Origin of the sequence: Nonomuraea bangladeshensis, from assembly GCF_039529455.1 — a bacterium.
GTDB lineage: Bacteria > Actinomycetota > Actinomycetes > Streptosporangiales > Streptosporangiaceae > Nonomuraea > Nonomuraea bangladeshensis.
Window position 1 is genome coordinate 1 of record NZ_BAAAMV010000016.1, and the last position, 14577, is coordinate 14577.

Below are 14577 nucleotides of genomic sequence, written 5' to 3' on the forward strand. Positions count from 1 at the left end.
AGCGGCTCCTGGATACGCGCGAAAGACACGCGACGGGGACCAGCGGGTACGGCGGAGGCGTTGCGCGAGGCTGCCAACAGATGTCCTTCCGAGGGCTCGCGGCGGACTGACTACACGCACGCCAGACAACCTCGCAACGTGAGCAAGCATCACGGGTCGTCAAAGGGCAGCGCAAAGGGGCAGTGTAGCCGATCGGCACACGCCTGTCCACTTCGCTCTCGCTGCATGCTCCACGTTGGTCGCAGCATCGCCCGTTCGGGCGGATACGTCAAGCCCGCGAGCCCGACTAATAGCCGGTTCGGGGCCCGGACGCTGGGTTTTCTTCCCTGCGTGACAGATCGCCTACCGCCATGGCCCAAGACGATACCCGCGAACGGGGGCGGTTAACGCTCCGTCACACCGGGGGTCGAACCCATGCCGATCACCGGTGTAGCTGTGACTGGGTTACCCGTCTCTTGGACGGCGCTAAACCAGCTTTTTGGTAACAATTGAACCCGGCGGCGCGCCCGGGGGCTCCAGGCGCAGGTCATCGGCCCTGCGGGCCTCACGCGCTCCCCAGGAGCGTGGAGAGATCGGCGGCCAGCCAGCGCTCCCCCTGGCGGACCATGACGAGCCTGGCGCGGTTCTGGGCCACCTGCTGCTGCGGCCCGGCCTGACCGGGCACCTGTCTGACCGTACCCATGTTCACGAACAGCAGAACCTCCACGCGGTCGGGACTTGCGCTCTCGACCGCGGCCCCCGCGACGGCGGCGGTCCGTACGATCTTCTCCGCCTTGGCCCGCGTGACCAGGCTGGTGGCCAGCTCCTTGTAGTGCCGGGTGAGCTCACCGGTGGTGTGCCCGCCGGCCCGCGCGAGGTCCTGCTCGATCGTGCGGTAGTCGTAGGAGAGCAACTGGGGGGCGACCTGCCGGGCGGCGGCCATCGCGGAGTCGCCGGCCGCGTCGGCCTCCCGCAGGTCGCGCAGGTTGAACCACATGGTCGGCACCAGCACGGCGCCCACCGCCACCAGGACGCCCAGCAGCACGATCGCGAACATCCTCACAGCACCTGCACCGCCTTCGACACCCGCCAGACGCCGCCGACCTTCTCCAGCTCCATCGACCAGCGGTAGTAGCGCTCCTGGGCCGGGCTGTCGGAGCCGTCCCAGTGGATCTCCACGTCGGCGACGGCCAGCGCCTTGGCCTTGCCGCCGGTCAGCGAGACCAGGCCCGTGGCGCGCAGCACGCCGGTCTGGACGACCTTGCTCTCGACGGTGGTGGTCTTCAGCTTGGCGGCGGTGGCGACGTACTCGGCTCTGGCCGGGCCCGTGGAGGTGTCGAGGATGCGCTGCAGGTCGGCGTCCACGGTCCGGTAGTCGAGCGAGACGAGGTTCCTCGCGTGGGCGCCGGCGGCCAGCAGCACGGCCTCGCGGTCGCCCGCCCTGCCCTGCACCTCGCGGGCCTCGGCGGCGATCCAGGCGCCCATGCCCACGAGCACCGCCAGCATCCCGCCGAGCACCGTGATCACGATGCGCGCGGAACGGACGCCCAGCCATGTCATGACCGCTCACCCCTCCCAGATCGCCGGATCATAACGCGGCGCTCGTCCCCGGAGTCCCGGAAACGACCGAGGCGGTGTGGTAACGGGGGCGAAGGCAGATGCGTCCCTAAAATGCCCCCAGACGGCCCTGAGACGGCCGCTCCGGGCAGAACTCCGGCCGGTCGGGCCTCTCCCCCCGGCCGGCCCGACTACTGGACGCCGTGCAGGTGGGCGTTGACCAGGCGGGGGTACTCCTCCAGCCAGTTGCGCCCGCGCTCGTCCACGAACGACCCCTGCGGCGGGATCACTCCGTTGGCCGCCAGCCACGTGCCGGGCGGCTGCTGGGTGCGGCGGACGCGGTTGCCCGTCGGCATGAGCTGCGGCGGGATCGGCGGCAGCACGCCGGGGTCGTGCCCGAGCTGGGCCTCGGCCTCCAGCTCGGACAGGTCCTTCTCCTCCGACATGCCGATCGGGCCGTGCCTGCGGGCGTTGAGGAACTGCCGCACCACCGGCTCGTCGCTGGACAGCAGCATCTCGCGCGGGCCGAACATGACCAGCTCGCGCCGGAAGAGCATCCCGATGCTGTCCGGCACGGTACGGGCGGTGTTGATGTCGTGCGTCACGATCAGGAACGTGGCCTCGACCTCGGCGTTGAGGTCCACGATGAGCTGGTTGAGCAGCGCGGTGCGCACCGGGTCGAGCCCGGAGTCCGGCTCGTCGAACAGGATGATCTCGGGCTCCAGCACGAGCGCCCTGGCCAGCCCGGCCCGCTTGCGCATGCCGCCCGAGATCTCGCCCGGCAGTTTGTCCTCCGCGCCCCGCAGGCCGACCAGCTCGATCTTCTCCATGACGACGTCGCGGATCTGGGACTCGCTCTTCTTCGTGTGCTCGCGCAGCGGGAAGGCGATGTTGTCGTAGAGGTTGAGCGAGCCGAACAGCGCGCCGTCCTGAAAGAGCACGCCGAACAGCCTGCGCAGCTCGTAGAGCTTGCTCTCGCGGCAGTTGGCGAGGTCGTGGCCGTCGATCCAGATGTGGCCGCGGTCGGGACGGAGCAGGCCGACCAGCGTCTTGAGAAAGACGGACTTGCCGGTGCCGGACGGGCCGAGCAGCACGGAGATCTGCCCGGCCGGGAGGGTGAAGGAGACGTCCTCCCAGATGACCTGGCGCCCGAACGACTTGGTGAGCCCTTCCACGACGACCTCGACGCCCACCGGCCACCTCCCAGTCGCGAACGATGGCCTCACCGTAACGGGGACGCGGCCCGCTTGGGAAGCGGCTATGAGACCTCGGGTCCAGTAAGGGCCAGCAGGCCGGGCCGCAGCAGCCGGGCGATCTCCTCCGGCGGGACGCCCCGCAGCTCCTCCAACTCCAGGAGCTGGTGGCCGATGGTGACGCCCAGCATGACCACGGCCATCAGCGCGGCCCGCAGCCGGGCGTCGTCGCCGGGGATCGCGGTCGCCAGCCGGTCGATCTGCCGGGCCAGCGCCTCGCGGGCGGCGGCGCCGGCCTCGGGATGGGTGAGCATCGAGCGCAGCATGGCCAGCGATCCCGGGGACAGCTCGCCGATCTTGGTGTCGAGGGTGCCGAGGAGGTGGTCGACCAGCTCGTCGGCGTCCAGGCCCTCCTCCGGGGGCGGGACCGCCTCGGCGGCGTGCCTGAACAGCTCCTGCTTGCTGCCGAAGTACTGCATGACCAGGGCGGGGTCCACTCCGGCGGCGCGGGCGACGGCCCGGATCGTGGTGCGTTCGTACCCCACCTCGGCGAACAGCGTCCGGGCCGCGTCGAGGATGTGCCGCTCGGTCCTGCGCCGCCGCTCGGCCCGGGGCGGCAGTCGTTCGCTCACGCCGCCGACTCTACCCGCGTTGACCGGCCGAGCCTTTTCGCTCTACGCTCGTTGAGTCAACAAACGTTGAGCGAAAGGGACGGCCATGTCCATCGAGGAGATCGTCGTCGGCTACCAGGCCGCGATGCTGCACAAGTCGCCCGACGAGCTGGCCGGGCTCTACGCCCCCGAGGGGCTGCACGAGTTCCCGTTCGGGGGGCTCGCGCCGCTCGCCGGGCGGGAGGCCGTGAGGGACGCGTACCAGGCCATGTGGGGCGGCTCGCCGTTCGAGGCCGAGGAGGTGCGGCTGGTGGCGCTGCACCGCGCTCAGGACCCCGAGGTGGTGGTCGTGGAGCAGGTGACGCGCGTCAGGGCCGGGGAGCGCGCCGTGGAGGTCCCCAGCCTGGTGATCCTCCGGGTACGGGACGGCGCGATCGTCCACGCCAGGGACTACATGGACACCAGTGCCATCGCCCGGGTGCGTTCCGAAACTGTCACTTCCGGGTGAGGTCGAAGACGGTGACACCGCCGACGGTGGTGGCGGTGAAGTTCTCCTGGACCCAGGCGGCGATCCTGGCCGCGTCGTCGCTGCCGCCCGCCCCCTTACGTCCTCCGCCGAAGCCGCCCATCCCCGTTCCGAGGAAGTAGTGGATCTTCCCCGCCGCGACGTGGCCCTGGAACTCCTCCAGCGTCGGCGCGGGATCGGTGCCGTTGAAGCCGCCCACCGCCATCACCGGGAGGCCGGTGGCGAGCTGGTAGCCGGCCGCGTTGTTGGAGCCGACGGTGGCCGCCGTCCACGTGTAGCCGCCGGCCTTCAGCAGCGCGGTCAGCTCGGCGCTCGGAGCACCGGCGTCGAGCAGCCCGCCCCCGCCGCCGCGCCCCCTCCCACCGGGGCCCACGCCGCCGGGGCCCACGCCGCCGCGTCCGACACCGCCGCTGCCCGCTCCGGCGCCGTCCCCGTCCCCGTCCCAGGCCCCGTCCCCGTCCCCGTCCTGACGGAACGCCCGCCCGCCTCCGGGCCGGAACCCGCCTCCACCAGCCCGGCCGAAGCCGCCGCCCGTGCTGGGCCCGGCCGTCGGGATCGCCCCGGTGTGGGGCGTGGCCGCCGTGTCCACCGCGTACGCGGCCGGCCCCGCCAGGCACGCCACCACCGCGACGGCCGCCACGGCCGTCACCCGCCGGGTCAGCAACATCGCCAGCGCGGCCACGAGCCCCGCCACGACCACCGCGATCCCGAGCCAGGGGTTCCAGCCGGCGCTGCGCGACAGCAGCACGTACGCCCACACGACCGTCCCCATGACCACGACCGCCAGCGATCGACGCGCCCCACGCTCCCACAGCGCCGCCACGCCCATGCCCACCAGCACCGCGATGGCCGGAGCCAGCGCCACCGTGTAGTACGCGTGGAAGATCCCCCGCATGAGGCTGAAGACCAGCCCCGTGACCACCAGCCAGCTCCCCCACACCCAGAACGCGGCCCGCACCGCGTCCGTCCGCGCCGCCCGCCTGGTCCGCCAGGTGACCGCGACGAGCAGCGCCAGCGCCGCCGGCAGCAGCCAGGCGATCTGCCCGCCCGCCTCGGTGTCGAACAGCCGCAGCCACCCGGCCTGCTGGTCGAGGTTGCCGAGCCCGCCGTAGTCGTCGCCGTTGAGCCGCCCGATGCCGTTGTAGCCGAGCGCCAGCTCCAGCACGCTGTCGCCCTGCGAGCCGCCGATGTAGGGCCGCTCGCCGGCGGGCACCAGCGCCACCGCCAGCAGCCACCACCCGGCGGCGGCCACCAGCGCGGCCCCGGTCGCCAGGAGCTGCCAGAGCCGCCGCCGCACCGGCACCGGCGCGGTCACCAGGTACACCAGCGCGAACCCCGGCAGCACGAGGAACGCCTGCAGCATCTTGGCGAGGAACGCGAACCCGATCGCCGCCCCCGCCAGCACCAGCCACCGGGTCGCGCCGCGTTCCTGGGCGCGCACCACGCAGTAGCCGGCCGCGGTCAGCAGCAGCACGAGCAGCGCGTCGGGGTTGTTGAAGCGGAACATCAGCACCGCCACCGGCGTCAGCGCCATGACGGCTCCGGCCAGCAGCCCGGCCCACGGCGTGAACAGCCGGCGCGCCGAGGCGTGCACCAGGGCCACCGTCGCGACCCCCATCAGCGCCTGCGGCACCAGCATGGCCCACGTGTTCAGCCCGAACAGCCGCACGCTCAGCCCCATCGGCCAGAGCGCGGCCGGGGTCTTGTCCACGGTGATCGCGTTCGCGGCGTCGGAGGCCCCGAAGAAGAACGCCTTCCAGCTCTGGCTGCCCGCCTGTACGGCGGCCGCGTAGTACGCGTTCGCCCACCCCGAGGCGCCGAGCCCCCAGACGTAGAGCACGCCCGTGCCCGCGAGCAGGGCGGCGAGCGCCCAGCGAGACTTGTCTTTCACGTCCCGCACGCTAGGCAGGCGGGGTGGAGCGGCCCTGAGACGGGGATGAGAAGTTCCTGAGCCCGACGTCGCCGGGGAGAAGTTGCTCGGTGAGGAGGCGGCGGACCCGGTCGGGGCCGGTGACCCAGGGTCGCAGCAGCTCCCATCCATGGAAATATCCGAAGATGTACGGGCTGGCCGCCGACGGCTTGAGCCCCGCCAGCGCCGCCGCCACCTCCCGGTCGTCGTACAGCGCCCATCGGGCCAGGTACGCGCCCACCTCCGCCTCCCCGCGCCCCTCGGCGGCCATGAGCGCGGCGTTGCCCCAGACGCCCCACAACACGTTCCTGGCCTGGTGAACGGCCGCGAAGTCGCTCCCGTCCGGACGGATGCCGCAGGTGGGGAGGATGTGGGCGGTCAGCCACTCCTGGGCCTCGTCACCGGGGAAGACGATCTCCTCGGCCAGCAGCCCCAGCCCCTCGCTGAGCAGGAACGACGGGGACACCATGAACCTCACGCGCTGGTCCGCGCGCGCCTCCTTGAGCATGGACTCCGCGATATGTCCGGGATGGCCCTCGTGCGCGACGACGTACAGCAGATCGGCCAGGTTGAAAGGGATCGAGACGTTGATGTGGATCGCCGACCTCAGCCCGCCCTGATAGTCACCGGCCGCGTGGAAGTGCGTGTCCCGGACGAGCAGGCAGTCGACGACCTCGCCGGGAGGGAGCGGGATGATCTCGTTCGTCCGCCGGCGGCACTCCGCCACCGCCTCGGCGACCATGCCGGGCAGGCGTTCGACGGCGTGCAGGGTGTGCGCGGCCTGCCAGTCGTGCAGCCGGTCGGACAACGGCCCCGGCCGCTTCGGCAGTGCCCGGTCGAGCCGGTCGTGCGCCTGCTCGAACAGCGACTCGGGCAGCCACCGCGGCTCCAGGCCCAGGACCTGGCGGGCGTACTCGGTGAGGGGCAGCCGCTCGCCGGCCAGATAGCGGGCGACCGCCCGCATCGCGGTCACGTGGGCGGCCAGGTAGGGGGACGGCGGGCGCTCCAGCAGCCGGTCGGCGTCGTCCGCCAGGCGGCCGGCGACGGCGGGGGCCTCGGACTCGGCCTGGTCACGCCACTCTCGCGGGCCTCGGTAGATGAGTGCGCCGCCGCCCATCAGGCGGTTCAGGCGCAGGGCGAGCAGGGCGTACGCGTGCGTCCAGCGCGGTTCGGTCATGGCGCGTAAGCTAGCCGTACGGTTTTCCGTACAGCGCACGGCCGGAGGACGGATGCCCGAGTCGATCTGGCTGCGCGGCGACGACGAACGCCCGCGCAAGCCGCGCCTGTCCCGCGCGCGCATCGTCGAGGCGGCCGTCGCGCTGCTCGACGCGGAGGGCGTGCCCGGGTTCTCGATGCGCGCCCTGGCCGCGCGCCTGCAGGCGGGCACGATGTCCCTGTACGAGTACGTCACGAGCAAGGAGGACGTGCTCGACCTGGCACTCGACGAGGTGATCGGCGAGGTCGAGCTGCGCGAGCACCCGTCCTGGCGCGACCTGCTGACCGCCCAGCTCACCCAGAGCAGGCAGGTCATGCGGCGGCACCCGTGGGCTCCCGCGCTCACCGCCACCCGCCCGCTGCTCGGCCCCAACGCCCTGGCCCGCTCCGAACGCTGCTACGCCGCTCTCGCCGACGCCGGCCTGTCCGGCCCTGAGCTGGTCGCCGCCGTCGGGACCCTGTCGTCCTACGTCAACGGGTTCGTCGCGGCCGAGAACACCTGGCGGACCGTCGTCCGCACCCCTCCGGCCGAGACCGACCTGCGCGAGCGGACCGCGCGGCATCTAGAACGGCACCGCCCGCAGCTCGCCGAGCTCGCCCAGGTGCGCATCGACGACTTCGACGCCCAGTTCGAGCTCGGGCTCACGCTCATCCTCGACGGCATCCAGAGCCGGCTCTGACACCGCCGTCGGTGCCGCGAAAGCCCCCGGGCATACGAAAAGGGGCGGCGGACATCCGGCACCAGGATGTCCTCCGCCCCTTCAGCGTCGAGCCAGGAGCTCCAGCCGTCTTACTTGACGGTGACGGTCGCGCCGGCGCCCTCGAGGGCAGCCTTGGCCTTCTCCGCCTGCTCCTTGTTGACCTTGCCGTCGAAGACCGGCTTCGGAGCACCGTCAACCAGGTCCTTGGCCTCCTTGAGGCCCAGGGACGTCAGGGCGCGGATCTCCTTGATGACCTGGATCTTCTTGTCGCCGGCGGCCTCGAGGATGACGTCGAACTCGTCCTGCTCCTCGGCGGCCGGGGCCTCGGCACCGCCACCGGCGGCGGGGGCGGCGGCGACCGCGACGGGGGCGGCGGCCTTGACGTCGAAGATGTCCTCGAACTGCTTCACGAACTCGGAGAGCTCAAGGAGGGTCATCTCCTTGAAAGCGTCGATGAGCTCGTCGTTGCTGAGCTTCGCCATGATGCGTTTCCTTACGTTTAGGACTTGCTGAAAACTAGGAACGGGACCGCGGTGGGTGCGGCAACCCCCGTGTTACTCGCCTGCTTCTTCGCGCTTCGCGCGAAGGGCTTCGGCCAGCTGAGCCATCTGCGTGGGCAGCGCGGCGAACATCGCGGCAGCGGCGCTCTGCTTCGCCTTGAGCGCACCGGCAAGCTTCGCGAGGAGGACCTCGCGGGACTCGAGGTCGGCGAGCTTGGTGATCTCGGTGGCGTCGAGCGTCTTGCCCTCGAGCACGCCGCCCTTGATCACCAGAAGGGGATTGGCCTTGGCGAAGTCACGCAGACCCTTGGCCGCCTCCACGACGTCGCCCTTGACGAAGGCGACAGCGGTGGGGCCGACCAGCAGGTCGTCCAGACCCGTCACGCCGGCCTCGTTGGCCGCGATCTTGGTCAGGGTGTTCTTCGCCACGGCGAACTTCGCATTCTCACCGAGGGACTTGCGCAGGTCCTTGAGCTGCGCGACGGTGAGACCGCGGTACTCGGTCAGAACGGCGGCGGCGCTACCTTCGAACTCGTTCTTGAGCTCGGCAACAGCCGTCGCCTTATCCGCCCTCGCCATGGGCCTCCTTCCAGATGTGCCGCCGGCGAAGGTCTTCAGAAATGAGAACAGCCCCGGGCGCAGGGCGCACACGGGGCTCACGCACATGGATGACCATGCGGGAAACTCGCATCACACCTGCGCGGGTCGTCCACAAGACGTGGAACCTTCGGCCGCCAGGATGTGAGCACCTGACGACGACCGGCGGTCTTCGGCAACGACCAGAGTACGCGCTGGCCGCCGAGTTTCCAAATCGTTCTCGGTGGTGGTTCCTAGTTGGTCGTGGTCTTCGGCATCTCGCCGACCTGGTCGGCGGCCGGGGCCTGGATGGTCACGGGCTTGTTGTAGTCCTTGAAGAACAGCGTGGCGTCCAGCTTGCCGCCGTCCTTCTGGCCGTTCAGGGCGAGCTTGCGGGGCAGGCCGTCGGCGGCCACCCAGACGTCGAACGCGACGTCCTTGAGCTCGGCCAGGTTCGAGCGGGCCTGCTCCTGCCGGTCGGCCGGCAGCAGCAGCACGGCCGCCTCGACCGGGAAGGTGCCGCTGTAGTGGGTGGTGTCCTCGCCGTTGACGCTCTCGGTGCCGACCTGCTTCACGTCCTTGGAGGCCGTGACGAGCTTGGTGACGTTGGCCAGGTCGAACTGCTGGATCTGGGCGAGGTACTGGTCGACCTGCGTACGGTCGCCGACCTCATTCAGCGAGACCTTGATCCACGGCTTGGTGGCGCCCAGCATCTTGTTCAGCGCCTCGACCTTGACGTAGACGGTGTCGCCCTGCAGCACGGCGCGAACGCCGCCAGGCAGGCTCTGACCGCCCATGTCCACGGTGTCCAGCGTGAGGTCCACGGCGAGCTCGGGCTTGCTCTGGTAGAGCATGCGGCCCTGCACCCGGCCGTTGCCCTCCTGGGCGGCGGAGGCGTTGACGACGGCGTCGACGGTGTAGCTGGTGACCTCGGAGGTCTTCTGCGCGGCCTGCGCCAGGACCTCAGAGGCCGCCAAGTTGACCTGGATGGGTTGGGCGTTCGTGCCACAACCGGCAACCGCGGCCACGACGAGCGCGGCTCCGGCCGCGGCGAGACTTATCGTGCGCTTCAGCATGTCTTGACCCTACGTTTGCGATCCGGGACTGTAGCGGCTTCCCCGCACAATTCGGGGAAAACCCAGGGTTCTCCCCCACACACTCTGCACAGCTCCTCCACAACCCCCCAACCCCTCCGGCGCAAAGAACGCCTGACCCAAGCAGAAGAGCCCCGCCCGTACGAGACGGGCGGGGCTCTACCTGAGCAGACGCGATTACTCGCCCAGCTCGGCGGTGATGCCGCGGGTGACGTTGGGGTCGACCGGAACGCCCGGGCCCATCGTCGTGGAGAAGGTGACCTTCTTCAGGTAGCGGCCCTTGGCGGCCGACGGCTTGAGACGCAGCACCTCGTCCAGCGCGGCAGCGTAGTTCTCCAGGAGCTGACGCTCGCCAAAGGACGTCTTGCCGATGATGAAGTGCAGGTTGGCCTGCCGGTCGGTGCGGAACTCGATCTTGCCGCCCTTGATGTCCGTGACGGCCTTGGCGACGTCGGGCGTCACCGTGCCGGTCTTCGGGTTGGGCATGAGGCCACGCGGGCCGAGAACGCGGCCCAGGCGGCCGACCTTGCCCATCATGTCGGGCGTGGCCACCACGGCGTCGAACTCGTTGAGCCGGTTGCCCTTGGAGATCTCGTCGATCAGCTCGTCGGCGCCGACGATGTCGGCGCCCGCCTCGCGGGCAGCCTCGGCACGGTCACCGGTCGCGAAGACCAGGACCCGGGCGGTCTTGCCGGTGCCGTGCGGAAGGTTGACCGTGCCGCGCACGATCTGGTCTGCCTTGCGAGGGTCGACGCCCAGCCGCAGCGCGACCTCGACGGTGGCGTCGAACTTGGTGGTCGACGTCTCCTTGGCGAGCTTGGCGGCCTCGACCGGGGTGTAGAGCTTGTCGCGGTCGACCTTGGCCGCCGCGTCCTTGTGCGCTTTGCTGCGCTTCATTGCGTACTCCTAGTGGTACTCGGGCCGTCGCCGTCGCGGCGGCCCTCCCACGACGTCTGGGAAGGGGTGTTACTCGGCGATCGTGATGCCCATCGACCGGGCGGTGCCGGCGATGATCTTCTCGGCCGCCTCGATGTCGTTGGCGTTGAGGTCGGGCATCTTGGTCTCGGCGATGCTGCGCAGCTGCTCGCGACTCAGCTTGCCGACCTTGTCGCGGTGCGGGACCGCGCTGCCCTTGTCGAGGCCGAGGGCCTTCTTGATCAGCTCGGGGGCCGGCGGCGTCTTCGTGACGAAGGTGAAGCTGCGGTCCTCGAAAATGGTGATCTCAACGGGGATGATGTTGCCCCGCTGGGCCTCCGTCGCAGCGTTGTACTGCTTGACGAAGTCCATGATGTTGACGCCGTGGGGACCGAGGGCGGTACCCACCGGCGGCGCCGGGGTGGCCTGGCCAGCGGGGAGCTGGACCTTCACCAACGCGGCGATTTTCTTCTTCGGAGGCATGTGTCCTTCTCCGGGTCCTGGATTGTGATGCGATGCCGGGCGGCGGATGCGGCCCTGACATGTCGGAGGCCGCCCGACAGCGCAGGCGGCCAGTCCGAACGTCTAAGTGTAGGTGATCGACCTAGATCTTCGAGACCTGGTTGAACGACAGCTCCACCGGGGTCTCCCGGCCGAAGATCGAGACGAGCACCTTGAGCTTCTGCGACTCGGGGCTGATCTCGCTCACCGAGGCCGGCAGGGTGGCGAACGGGCCGTCCATGACCGTGACGGACTCGCCGATCTCGAACTCGACCGTGGGGCCGGTGGCGGTCTTGGTGGCCGCCTTCTTGGTCTCCTCGGTCGGCTCGGGGGCGAGCAGCTTGGCGACCTCGTCGAGGCTGAGCGGGCTCGGCTTGTTGGACAGGCCGACGAAGCCGGTGACGCCCGGGGTGTTGCGCACCGCGGCCCAGGACTCGTCGGTCAGCTCCATGCGCACCAGGACGTAGCCGGGCAGCACGCGCTCCTTGACCGGCACCTTCTTGCCGCTCTTGAACTCCTGGACGGTGTGCGTCGGCACCTCGACCTGGTAGATGTAGTCCTCCATGTTGAGCGAGACGTTGCGGCTCTCGATGTTGGACTTCACGCGGTTCTCGTAGCCGGCGTAGGAGTGGATGACGTACCACTCGCCGGGCAGGCCGCGCAGCGACTGCTTGAACTCCTCGACGGGATCGACGTCGGGAAGGGCCGAAGCGTCCTCGGCGGCGGAAGCATCGGCCTCGGTCGGCTCGTCGCTCTCCGCTACCTCGGCCTCCTCGGACTCCGCCTCGGCGGTCTCCTCAGTGGCCTCTTCCAGCTCGTCGTCCCACTCGTCGCGAGACTCGTCCGCCGGAAATGAAGACTCGGACACGGTGACTCTTCCTCTTTCGTCGAATCGAAGGGCGACTCCGTCAGTCGACCGGCGGCGTCAGGATCAGGCCCCGCCGAAGACCTTCAGCACTGCCCATCCCAGGGCGCTGTCGAGCCCGTAGACGATGGCAACCATGATCAGAACGAATACCAGAACGACCGTGGTGTAAGTGATGAGATCCTTGCGTGTCGGCCAGATGACCTTACGAAGCTCGTTGACGACCTGCCGATAGAAGAGGGCAGGTGAAGTGCGCGTCTTCTTCTCGCCACTGGGCTTGTCTGCGGTCTCGCCGCGCGTGTCGATCGCCACAGTCCTCACCTGAATTCGTCGTATCCAACGCAGTTCTGCGGCGCGCTTACACGCCTATCTTGCGCGGACCGCACTCGCAGGGCACGAGGGACTCGAACCCCCAACCGCCGGTTTTGGAGACCGGTGCGCTACCAATTGCGCCAGTGCCCTATGTCATCAACCAGGTTACCCTGATTGAATCACTGCCTGGACCGAACCGCTCGCCGACATGCGGCGGAAGGACCGAGCTGAAGCATACGGGGGATTGCCCGGCACGTCGAACCAAAACCTGATCCCCCAGGTCAGCGTGTCGTGCGACGATGGAACCATGCCGAGCCGACGCCGCATCTCCGCAAGAATCTCCGCGATTTCCGAGTCCGCCACCCTGGCCGTGGACGCCAAGGCGAAGGCCATGAAGGCCGCCGGGCGCCCGGTCATCGGGTTCGGCGCGGGCGAGCCCGACTTCCCGACGCCCGGCTACATCGTCGAGGCGGCGGTCGAGGCGGCGCGCGACCCGCGTCTCCACAAGTACACCCCGGCCGGCGGGCTGCCCGAGCTCAAGCAGGCCATCGCGGCCAAGACGCGGCGCGACTCCGGCTACTCGGCCGAGCCCTCGCAGGTGCTCGTCACCAACGGCGGCAAGCAGGCCGTCTACGAGGCGTTCGCCACCCTGCTCGACCCGGGCGACGAGGTGCTCGTCGTGGCGCCCTACTGGACGACCTACCCCGAGGCGATCAAGCTGGCCGGGGGCACGCAGGTCGACGTGGTCACCGACGAGTCCACCGGCTACCTCGCGAGCGTCGAGCAGCTGGAGGCGGCGCGCACGGAGCGGACGAAGGCGCTGCTGTTCGTCTCGCCGTCCAACCCGACGGGCGCGGTCCACACCCGCGAGCAGACGGTCGAGATCGGCCGGTGGGCCGCCGAGCACGGCCTGTGGGTGATCACCGACGAGATCTACGAGCACCTGGTGTACGGCGGCGCCGAGTTCACCAGCATCGCCACGGCCGTCCCCGAGCTGGGCGACCGGGTCGTGATACTCAACGGGGTGGCCAAGACGTACGCGATGACCGGCTGGCGGGTGGGCTGGCTGATCGGCCCGGCCGACGTCGTGAAGGCGGCCACCAACCTGCAGTCGCACGCCACCTCCAACGTCTCCAACGTCTCGCAGATGGCGGCGCTGGCGGCGGTCTCCGGCGACCTGTCGGCGGTGGCCGAGATGCGCACGGCCTTCGACCGGCGGCGGCAGACGATGGTGCGGATGCTCAACGACATCCCGGGCGTGCTGTGCCCGGAGCCCAAGGGGGCGTTCTACGCCTACCCGTCGGTCAAGGCGCTGGTCGGCAAGGAGCTGCGGGGGCGGCGGCCGGGCACGTCCGCCGAGCTGGCGGAGCTGATCCTGGAGGAGGCCGAGGTCGCGGTGGTGCCCGGGGAGGCGTTCGGGACGCCTGGATACTTCCGGCTGTCGTACGCGCTGGGCGACGACGACCTGGTCGAGGGCGTCAGCCGCCTGGGCAAGCTGCTTGCCGAGGCCCGCTGACTAGCCGATCCCGGCGGCGATCGGCTGGATCCGGTCGCTGAGCCCCGGCGTCGCGCCGACGTAGACGGCGACGCCGGGGCGGTCCAGCCACATGAGGTTGCGCACGCCCGTGCGCGTGGTCCAGTGCAGCGCGGGCCGGCCCTCCCATGCCGTGAGCCGCGCCCGCGCCACCAGCGTGACGAACTGCTCGGCGGTACGCGGGCCGCACACCACGCCGACGTACAGCCGCTCGTCGTTCCGGCTCCAGATCAGGCCGTGCACGGCGAGGGGGCGGGTGAGGGCGGGCAGGCGGGAGAAGGCGCCCGCGCGTTCGAGCGGGGCGGGCACGGCGGGCAGCTGGACCTCGGAGGCGGCGTCGCACGACAGCGTCAGCGCCTGGCTGCCGGCCTGCTCGGCGGACGGGGTCTCCTCGGGCAGGGGCTCTTCGGACAGGGTTTCTTGGGACAGAGGCTCGGCGGACGTACGGGGCACCGGGGCCTCGCCGCCGCCCGAGCCGCCGTCGCCCGCGCAGCCGGAAAGCGCGCAGCCGAAGAGCGCGAGCGCGAGGAGCACCGCCGCCGGACGCCGCATGGACCCCCCATGACGTGTGTGGACACCCCGGGAAGGG

At 70.3% G+C, this 14577-nt stretch carries 17 protein-coding genes and 1 tRNA gene; 3 read left to right on the top strand and 15 right to left on the bottom strand.

Translation table 11 applies throughout. The features are described from left to right. Positions 1-544 precede the first annotated feature (544 nt). From ABD292_RS42045 to ABD292_RS42060, 4 genes are all read right to left on the bottom strand, one after another. A complete protein-coding gene (locus tag ABD292_RS42045) occupies positions 545-1036 on the bottom strand; it encodes a hypothetical protein (protein ID WP_344217749.1) in 492 nt (163 codons plus the stop codon). A 2-nt stretch (positions 1037-1038) separates the two neighbouring features. After that, a complete protein-coding gene (locus tag ABD292_RS42050; RefSeq protein ID WP_344217751.1) occupies positions 1039-1539 on the bottom strand; it encodes a hypothetical protein in 501 nt (166 codons plus the stop codon). A gap of 188 nt (positions 1540-1727) precedes the next feature. Continuing rightward, positions 1728-2729, bottom strand: a complete 1002-nt coding sequence (locus ABD292_RS42055; protein ID WP_329585583.1) for an ABC transporter ATP-binding protein — start codon at positions 2727-2729, stop codon at positions 1728-1730. Between the two features lie 65 nt (positions 2730-2794). Then, positions 2795-3361: a TetR/AcrR family transcriptional regulator gene (locus ABD292_RS42060; RefSeq protein WP_344217754.1), complete on the bottom strand. Its 567-nt coding sequence runs from the start codon at positions 3359-3361 to the stop codon at positions 2795-2797. 85 nt (positions 3362-3446) lie between these two features. On the opposite strand from ABD292_RS42060, the gene ABD292_RS42065 reads away from it, so the two are divergent. Then, the gene (locus tag ABD292_RS42065; protein ID WP_344217756.1) at positions 3447-3848 is read left to right on the top strand and encodes a nuclear transport factor 2 family protein; all 402 of its coding nucleotides are present in this window, start codon (positions 3447-3449) and stop codon (positions 3846-3848) included. Here the strand turns inward: ABD292_RS42065 and ABD292_RS42070 are convergent. After that, positions 3835-5757, bottom strand: a complete 1923-nt coding sequence (locus tag ABD292_RS42070) for a glycosyltransferase family 39 protein (protein WP_344217758.1) — start codon at positions 5755-5757, stop codon at positions 3835-3837. The two genes, ABD292_RS42065 and ABD292_RS42070, sit on opposite strands and share 14 nt — an antisense overlap. Positions 5758-5767: 10 nt before the next feature. Continuing rightward, positions 5768-6952, bottom strand: a complete 1185-nt coding sequence (locus ABD292_RS42075) for a hypothetical protein (RefSeq protein ID WP_344217760.1) — start codon at positions 6950-6952, stop codon at positions 5768-5770. Between the two features lie 52 nt (positions 6953-7004). Here ABD292_RS42075 and ABD292_RS42080 point away from each other — a divergent pair, with 52 nt between their 5' ends. Further along, positions 7005-7670, top strand: coding sequence for a TetR/AcrR family transcriptional regulator (locus ABD292_RS42080; RefSeq protein ID WP_344217762.1), 666 nt, complete (start codon positions 7005-7007; stop codon positions 7668-7670). 110 nt (positions 7671-7780) lie between these two features. Here the strand turns inward: ABD292_RS42080 and rplL are convergent, their stop codons facing one another. The 8 genes from rplL to ABD292_RS42120 all read right to left on the bottom strand — a co-directional run bounded on the left by rplL (position 7781) and on the right by ABD292_RS42120 (position 12604). Next, complete coding sequence (rplL, locus tag ABD292_RS42085) at positions 7781-8173, bottom strand: 50S ribosomal protein L7/L12 (protein ID WP_020544883.1); 393 nt, start codon at positions 8171-8173, stop codon at positions 7781-7783. Positions 8174-8245: 72 nt separating this feature from the next. Next, a complete protein-coding gene (gene rplJ, locus ABD292_RS42090) occupies positions 8246-8770 on the bottom strand; it encodes a 50S ribosomal protein L10 (RefSeq protein ID WP_329585600.1) in 525 nt (174 codons plus the stop codon). Between the two features lie 251 nt (positions 8771-9021). Continuing rightward, on the bottom strand, positions 9022-9843 hold the full coding sequence (locus ABD292_RS42095; protein WP_344217765.1) for an SCO4651 family lipoprotein: 822 nt from the start codon (positions 9841-9843) through the stop codon (positions 9022-9024). A gap of 195 nt (positions 9844-10038) precedes the next feature. Next, entirely contained in the window at positions 10039-10758 is a 720-nt protein-coding gene (rplA, locus tag ABD292_RS42100; protein WP_091080601.1) for a 50S ribosomal protein L1, read from the bottom strand. A gap of 69 nt (positions 10759-10827) precedes the next feature. Then, on the bottom strand, positions 10828-11259 hold the full coding sequence (gene rplK, locus ABD292_RS42105) for a 50S ribosomal protein L11 (RefSeq protein ID WP_020544879.1): 432 nt from the start codon (positions 11257-11259) through the stop codon (positions 10828-10830). 121 nt (positions 11260-11380) lie between these two features. Then, on the bottom strand, positions 11381-12145 hold the full coding sequence (gene nusG, locus ABD292_RS42110) for a transcription termination/antitermination protein NusG (RefSeq protein ID WP_344217769.1): 765 nt from the start codon (positions 12143-12145) through the stop codon (positions 11381-11383). A gap of 63 nt (positions 12146-12208) precedes the next feature. After that, positions 12209-12454, bottom strand: a complete 246-nt coding sequence (gene secE, locus ABD292_RS42115; protein WP_344217771.1) for a preprotein translocase subunit SecE — start codon at positions 12452-12454, stop codon at positions 12209-12211. 77 nt (positions 12455-12531) lie between these two features. Beyond that, positions 12532-12604, bottom strand: a tRNA-Trp gene (locus ABD292_RS42120). A 157-nt stretch (positions 12605-12761) separates the two neighbouring features. Here ABD292_RS42120 and ABD292_RS42125 point away from each other — a divergent pair. Further along, entirely contained in the window at positions 12762-13970 is a 1209-nt protein-coding gene (locus tag ABD292_RS42125) for a pyridoxal phosphate-dependent aminotransferase (RefSeq protein ID WP_344217773.1), read from the top strand. On the opposite strand, the gene ABD292_RS42130 is transcribed toward ABD292_RS42125, so the two are convergent. Next, positions 13971-14540, bottom strand: coding sequence for a hypothetical protein (locus tag ABD292_RS42130; RefSeq protein ID WP_344217775.1), 570 nt, complete (start codon positions 14538-14540; stop codon positions 13971-13973). Positions 14541-14577 lie beyond the last annotated feature (37 nt).